Consider the following 7,375-nt stretch of genomic DNA (forward strand, 5'->3'; position numbering starts at 1 on the left):
CCGAACACAGAAGTTAAGACCTAGAACGCCGGAAGTAGTTGGGGGTTGCCCCCTGTGAGATATGGTAGTCGCTTAGCTTTTCTTTATCCGCCATAGCTCAGTTGGTAGTAGCGCATGACTGTTAATCATGATGTCGTAGGTTCGAGTCCTACTGGCGGAGTTCTTGCCCTTCGGGGCTTTTTTTCTTGCTTGAATTAGAGTCCTGAAAGGGGCTCTTTTTTGACACTTGTTTTGCTACCATCTATAATAGTAGATAAGAAAAGTTTTAGAAATTATAGAATAGAGGTGAGAATATGAAACAAGTAGGAAGTAGAAGGTCGCCTTTGAGCGGTAAAAAGAAGGCGGGGTTAACGGCGGTAGCCCTACTGGCTCTCGCTTTGGGAAGAGGTATTTATGCGGTTCAGGGATCAGGGCCTGATGCGGCAATTCGCAGTTTTAGTCAGGCTGTTAAAGCTCAAGACTATGAACGGGTGGCAAGCCTCTTATCGACGCCAACTAGCAAGTGGTCTGCGAGTGATGCTCAGGGCTTTGTAGGCTACTTGGCGGATCATGATCTGCAGGTTGAGGAGGTATTGGAGCAGCTTAAACAGCAGAAGGCCGGTGCCAAGGTCTACCAAGATACCAATGGAAATCGGATTCTAGGGTTGGTGGAAGATGGTAAAACTTTCTTTTTCTTCGATCATTATCGCGTTTCCTCCTATCCAGTAGCGGTCCAGGTGACTTCAAACTTGGACGGTCTGACCATTGATGGGCAGACCGTGCCTAAGGATAAGGCAACGAATTTGGGGAAAGTGAAGCTGACCAACCAGCCTCTCAGCCTTTTAGCCTCAACAGAATTTGGGCGTTTGGATACCAATTTGCTTTTACCTTTTGAAAAAGGCCAAAAGAATCAATTGGAGATGAATTTGACGGCTGTGGAAAAAGAGCTGTCCGCTACACTTCCGGGTAAGGCAAGTGAGTATAGCCAGATAAAACTTATGGTCAATGGCAAAAAGGTGGTAGATGGTCTACGGAAAACCTTGCTTCTCCTAGAAGATCAAAAACTACAGGTGCATGCCTCCTTCTATTATATGGGTAAAGAATTTACGACGGAGACCAAGACTGTTGAAGTTTCTGCCGCTAGTGACCAGCTAGAGGTAGATCTAGACTTAGCTGCGAGTGTGAAAACTGCCATGAAGGAAGCGCAAGTTCAGGCCTTGGAGGAAGCACGAGTCGCTGCGTCAGCCTCAGCATCGGCTGCTCAAAGTCGTGAAAAGGCTGCCCAGGCCGCCAGCTCTCAGAGCCGGGAATTGAAGGAACGAAAATCTTCTAGTTCCTCAGAAGCGAAAATAGAAGTGAAAAGCAGTTCTTCTAAGCAAGAAGAAGTGAACGTCTTGCACCAAGTTCCGGAAGGACTACTGGGTAGTTGGCAGGCGGAGCAGGGAGAACTTAAGCTCAAGGGTGATGGAAGTGGTCGCCTACGGGTCCAGAACCAAGAGTTTCTGTTCAGCATTGGTCAACTGCAAGATCATGGTCAGGGCCTCTACCAGATTCGTCAAGGAAATAGTCTACCAGACTTCCTAGCTTCAGATGGAAGTCAAGTTGCAATTGGCTTCCGTTTGGTGGGGGATCAACTGGAAATCCTGCGTTGGAATATGGAGCAAGGTCCGATATCCATAGAGCAAGTAGCTAGCTATCAAAGAAAGTTGGACGATTCTCAGAGCAGGGAGGAGGAATCCCAATCGCAGTCAAGTGCAAGTGAGACGGCTTCAACAGCCACTCAGGCAAGCAGCAGTCGTACAGACGAAAGTAGTGCGAATCAGGAAGTAGAGTCTGAAACAAGTAGCCTAGAGGAATCCAGCTCGAGCGAGAAGCGTTCACATCAGGAAGCAGAGACTTCAACAGGTACTAGTCAGTCATCGAGTCTGAATGCTGAATCAAGTAGCAGCAGTTCCAGTCAGGAATCAGAGAGAGCAGCAAGTAGTCTTCAAGAATCAAATTCCAGTGAGCAGAAGTCTAGCTCAGATACAGAAGTCGGCACTGCTGCTTCGAGTGAGGAAGCGGCTAGAACTACTTGGACCAAGGTCCAAAGTCAGGTCTTGGCAGATTATCTGAATAGCCAGGAGGCTGGTGCTTATACTTCAACTTTGGAGACTGTTAAAGCCCAATTAGCCTCGAAATCGATGACACTGATTGAAGCTGGAGGTCAAGATGTAACGGAAAAAGTGGAAATTTTAGACGTCTATGATTACCAGGTCTCTCCTCAAGATCCGGTTCAACGGTACTTCTTTGTTCGAAAGGTGGATGGAAGCGGTCAGGTGTTAATAAGCACGGATACCCAAGGTTCAAACTACCATGTTAAAGAGGTCTCGAATCAAGCCCTTTTATCTTTATTCGTAAAAATTCTTGAAAAATAGAAGGCTTTCCAAAGAGGAAAAACCTCTGGTTTATATGCAAAATTACTACACTTATTTTTCTGTAAATGTTCTGAAAACCCAGTTACATCAAGGATTTGTAACCACCGGTTTAAAATTGCAAAATTTTGGAGAAAGACCCGGTAAAGTCTTGACATCCGATTTATTTATGTATACAATGAAGATGTCCTAGATGAGTTGGCAGCGTTTCCATAACAGATATGTTTCCACAATTATTTGGGTCAAAAATTTTAGAAGTCCATTATTTAAAGGAGAGATTATTATGAAAAAAGTATTGCTTACAACACTTGCTGCAGCAGCATTGTTGGCAGTTTCACCAGTTGCAGCTTTGACTGACATTACTGCTGAAGCAAACAAAGACCCACGTGTTCAAGCTGCTAAAGGAACTCCTCAAGAGCAAGAAGTGTTCCAAGAAGTTTACCAAGAAATCAACAACAAAGTTGTTCGTGAAAAATACGGTGAAGAGCTAGATCGTATCACTGAAAATGGTCAAAAAGGCATGGAAGATTACTACCAAGATATGGTAGATGCTATCGAAGCTGAAGGTGGAGTTCTTCCAGAAGAAGGAACTACTGACTTCACACTTGATCCAGTTCGTGCAAACCACTCAGTAGAAGAAGCAAAATCAACAGAAGAAGCTGTTAAAGCTGCACAAACTGCAAAACCTGTAGCTAAAGCAGGACAAAAAGTTCTTCCTAACACTTCTGCAGTTAAATAAGACACAGGGAATCGACTAGATTACATGTGAAGGAGGCGAGAGTCGGGTCTTAGGATTATCCTATTCCCCTCTCGCTTTTCGTTTTCAAAATATAAGGGTAGATACATGAAATTCGTAAAAAATTCACTTAAAACGCTACTGACAGGAGTTCTGTTGCTGGCGGGATTGCTGCTAACCTTGGTGGCTTGCAGTTCTGCTAGTGAAGCCAATCAAAGCACTTCCTCAGCTCAGAAGCAGCAAGTAGCGACTTACAAGCCTTCTGCTGAAGAAAAAGCGTATCTTAAAAAACGATTTGAGCCGTTACGAGCAACGAACAAGGATACAGTGGCTTACGTTTATGCACCGGGAACTAACTTGGATGAGCCAGTTGTACAAACAACAGATAATGCGACTTATTTAGACAAAACCTTTGATGGTGGCTATGAGCCTTACATGGGGACAGTCTTTATGGATATGGATAACAAGAAAGACTTTAGTGATCGCTTAACCTGGCTTTTTGGGCATGCCCGTGGTAGCAAGGTGCCAGATAGTCGGATGTTTAATGATGTAAACTTCTACAGTAATAGCGACTATTTTAGTCAACATCCGTATGTCGTGGTTGAAACACCAGAACGGAAATATTACTATGAGGCTGTAGCCATGATTATTGTTCCGGAAACAACGGCTTTTTACCGTACCGAATTTGATTCTGATCAAGACTTTGTTGAGCAGTTGAACCATGTTTACAAGGATGCTCAGGTTAAGAAAAAAGATGTCGAGATTAAGGCAGAAGACCGTTACCTTGTACTTTCAACTTGCCGTGAAGAAGACGAAACAATTCGTGCCAATCTCTACCTTCGTCAGATTCCAGATAGTGAGATGGAGGCGTTTGTAAAAGAGCATGGTGAGAAGTTGGCTTATAAATCAACGCGTGATTAAGCAATAGAACCTCTTAGTTTCGTAGCAAGATGAGCTAAGGAAACGATTATTATCACCTATTGGAAAAGGCTTAGTCCCCTTATTTGTTGGAGTTTGGATTCTAACAAATGAGGGGCTTTTCTTTTGGCGGGAGGTGTGAGGGGTGCTTGGTTAAAATAGTAGACTTTTGTCAACTACTGGTTTCATTTTTATTGATGTATTTTCCTGTGTTTATGTTACAATAATGTTACTAGGATTTGGAAAATCCTTGAAAGAAATCTGTAAAATTTCCGGATTCCTTGGTAGTGATTTCGTGAAATCACTTTAAAATATTGAAATTAAAAATTTTTAGGAGAGTAAGATGCAAAAGAAAATGCGTAAATCTAAGAAAAAATGGATTGTAGTCAGCGCAGCCACGGCCGGTATGATGGCAGTTGGAACATCATCTGTTGTTGCAGCTGATAGTGTTGGCGCGAATGCTCAGGAAGCGGTTCTGATCGCTGCTGAGGGAGCAGAACCTGTTGCAACTACAGCTGAGAATAGTGCTCCAAGTTCAGCAGCTCCAGTGGAAACTCCTGCTAGCCCAGCTGAGCCTACACCAGCTCATGCTTCAGCGCCAGTTGCACCGGCTGTTGATGAAGTGAAGGAAGTAGCTCCAGTAGAGAAGGCTGCTGCAAGTCAACCAGCTACTAGTCCAGCCCCAGCTCAAATAGAGCCAGCGACACGTGGTCTTAGCAAGCAGGCTTATGAGGTTGCTAAGGAGGCAGGTCTCGATCTAGCGAACCTAACAGAGGCGCAAAAGGTTGCTCTTAATCGTGTTCGAAAAGATCTTCCATCAAATTCTGGAACCTTAATCACCTACAAAAATTTTGAAGATATTGCAACATCATTAGTAAATCGTGATTCCCGTTACGCGATTCCATATTTCAATGCTTCGCAAATTGAAAATATGCCAGCGGCACGAACTCGTAATGCCCAAACTGGAGAAGTGGCTGATCTAGATGTGTGGGATTCATGGCCTGTTCAAGATGCTCAGACTGGGCATATTGTAAACTGGAATGGTTACCAATTGGTTATTGCTATGATGGGCTTGCCACATGAAAATGACCAACATATCTACCTTCTTTATAACAAGTATGGGGACAACAACTTTGGCAATTGGAAGAACGCTGGTTCAATCTTTGGCTATGGTTTGTCACCGCTTGTGCAACAATGGTCTGGTTCTGCCACTGTCAATAAAGATGGTTCCATCCAGCTTTATTACACCCATGTTGACACGAGTGATCAGTCCAACAACCAGAAATTAGCAACTGCTACTTTGAACTTGTTGTTTGATGATCAAGATGTTCGCATTCGTTCAGTGACCAACAACCAAGTCTTGACTCCTCAGGGTGGAGATGGTTATTTCTACCAAAGCTATGCCCAGTGGACTCAAGGGGATCGTGGTTTTGATAATATTGCCATGCGTGATCCGCATATTGTAGAGGAAGCAGATGGAACACGTTACTTGGTCTTTGAGGCTAGCACTGGTCAACAAAACTACCAAGGCGAAGAGCAAATCTACAACTGGAACAACTATGGTGGCGATGCGTCTTACATGGTTAAGAGACTCTTCAACTTGTTGGAAAATGAAGGGATGTACAAAAAAGCGGCTCATTCCAATGCAGCAATCGGAATTGTCCGCTTAGGTGGCAGTGAGAAACGTCCTTATGTGGCTCAATACTACACACCACTTGTAAGTTCTCCAATGGTTAGTGATGAGTTGGAACGTCCAAATGTTGTCAAACTTGGTAACCAGTACTATCTCTTTACAACCACACGCTTGACCCATGCGGCCAATCACAACATTCTTCATGCGGCCAATCAGGCTGTTGGAGACAACGTTTTGATGTTGGGTTATGTGTCTGATAGTTTGTTGGGTGGTTACAAACCGCTGAATGGTTCTGGTGTTGTTCTAACAGCGACTGTACCAGCAGACTGGCGGACTGCGACCTACTCTTACTATGCTGTTCCAGTTGAGGGACATGAGGACCTCTTGTTGGTGACTTCTTATATGAGTAACCGTAGTGAGGTTGCCGGAGTGGGAAATAACTCAACCATGTCTCCAAGCTTCCTCATCCAAGTCTTGCCAGATGGGCAAACCCGTGTTCTCGCTCATATGACTGAACAAGGTGACTGGATTTGGGATGAAACTAGTCAGTCTGACCGTATGATGGGAGACGAAGAAACTTCTCGCCTTCCAGGTGAAGACTTCATCGTTGACTGGTCTCGTATTGGCTACTATTCTTATGGACGCAATGGTCAGCTAAAACGGATCTATCAACCAGAAATGCCAGTGGTTGTAAAAACATCAACTCCTGAGAAACCGGCTGAAGTTGTTCCAACAGTGGTCAAAACTGAAAAAGCCTTGCCGAAGACTGGAACCGAAGATGCTTCTTCGATGGTCGTAGTAGGTACAGTTGTAGGCTTGCTAGCAACCCTTTCAACTGTAAAAAGCAAACGCAAAAAAGCCTAGTTTGGAATAAGGAACTGTTAAGTTTCGCTTTTTAGACAGGATTGAATCAATAGCCTCACTTGGAGCATTTCTAAGTGAGGCTATTTTTGTCTTTCATGGAATCATTCCCGTTGTTTTGAATCTCAGTTCTGATGGGGATTACTGAACTGCAAAAAGAAAAATCGCCACGGTAAAGTAGCGATTTTTCCCTTTTGTGAGCTTCAATACAATGTCTCACTATGAAAATTATAACCTTGAATTGTCAACTCAAGTGCAACAAGTCAGCTGCGTACTAGAATTCTATGACTTAAGCTATTTGAGCGAGCTCTTCATCGGTTAGTGGATTGAAAGATTGCCTCTTGGTGATAAATTCTCTGAGGAGTCCATTGAAATGCTCATTTTTCTCTCTTTCGTGCGATGAATAGGGATGAGCAAAAGAAACATCGACGCTCGTTAGTTCTGATAAGTGACTAAATTCAGAGCCGTTATCAGATGTAATGGAAGTAATAGGATATCTTTCAACCAAGTCCTGCACAGTTTTCTTGATAGTTTCAGATTGTTTGTTCGGTAACTTATAGGCCAAAGCAAAGCGAGTCTGACGTTCCACTAAAGTCATTACAACAGCTTCTTCAAGCTTCTCAAAAGAAAATTGATGAGTACTTGTCTAGTTTCAGACAAACACTCTTTTTGCGATTTTCTTCGTAGACAAGGAGAGTGTACAATATCTTGTGTAAACGCAAAAAAGGAATAAATCCTGCTATAGTAGAGTTAGACAAAAAAATACTACTAGAAAGATTTATTCCCATGACCCAGTTTATCACAGATTTAACCACATTTCTAGCTAATCATTCA

The 7,375-nt window shown here is 43.4% G+C and carries 4 protein-coding genes, 1 tRNA gene and 1 pseudogene; 5 read left to right on the plus strand and 1 reads right to left on the minus strand.

The window, feature by feature from the left end; all coding sequences use genetic code 11:
- The first annotated feature begins 86 nt into the window (after positions 1-86).
- From E5983_RS07855 to E5983_RS07875, 5 genes are all read left to right on the plus strand, one after another.
- Positions 87-160 (plus strand) — tRNA-Asn (locus E5983_RS07855).
- A gap of 133 nt (positions 161-293) precedes the next feature.
- Positions 294-2,396: a TcaA second domain-containing protein gene (locus E5983_RS07860; RefSeq protein WP_160333314.1), complete on the plus strand. Its 2,103-nt coding sequence runs from the start codon at positions 294-296 to the stop codon at positions 2,394-2,396.
- A gap of 190 nt (positions 2,397-2,586) precedes the next feature.
- Complete coding sequence (locus E5983_RS07865; RefSeq protein WP_160333315.1) at positions 2,587-3,132, plus strand: LPKTxAVK-anchored surface protein; 546 nt, start codon at positions 2,587-2,589, stop codon at positions 3,130-3,132.
- Between the two features lie 105 nt (positions 3,133-3,237).
- Positions 3,238-4,050, plus strand: coding sequence for a class B sortase, LPKTxAVK-specific (gene srtB, locus E5983_RS07870; RefSeq protein WP_160333316.1), 813 nt, complete (start codon positions 3,238-3,240; stop codon positions 4,048-4,050).
- A gap of 340 nt (positions 4,051-4,390) precedes the next feature.
- Positions 4,391-6,544 carry a glycoside hydrolase family 68 protein gene (locus E5983_RS07875; RefSeq protein WP_202056585.1) on the plus strand — a complete coding sequence of 718 codons (2,154 nt, stop codon included), beginning with the start codon at positions 4,391-4,393 and terminating at the stop codon, positions 6,542-6,544.
- Positions 6,545-6,830: 286 nt separating this feature from the next.
- Here the strand turns inward: E5983_RS07875 and E5983_RS07880 are convergent.
- A pseudogene (locus E5983_RS07880) lies at positions 6,831-7,151 on the minus strand (IS30 family transposase); the annotation flags it as partial.
- Positions 7,152-7,375 lie beyond the last annotated feature (224 nt).

The sequence above is a fragment of the Streptococcus danieliae genome, assembly GCF_009767945.1.
Lineage (GTDB): Bacteria > Bacillota > Bacilli > Lactobacillales > Streptococcaceae > Streptococcus > Streptococcus danieliae.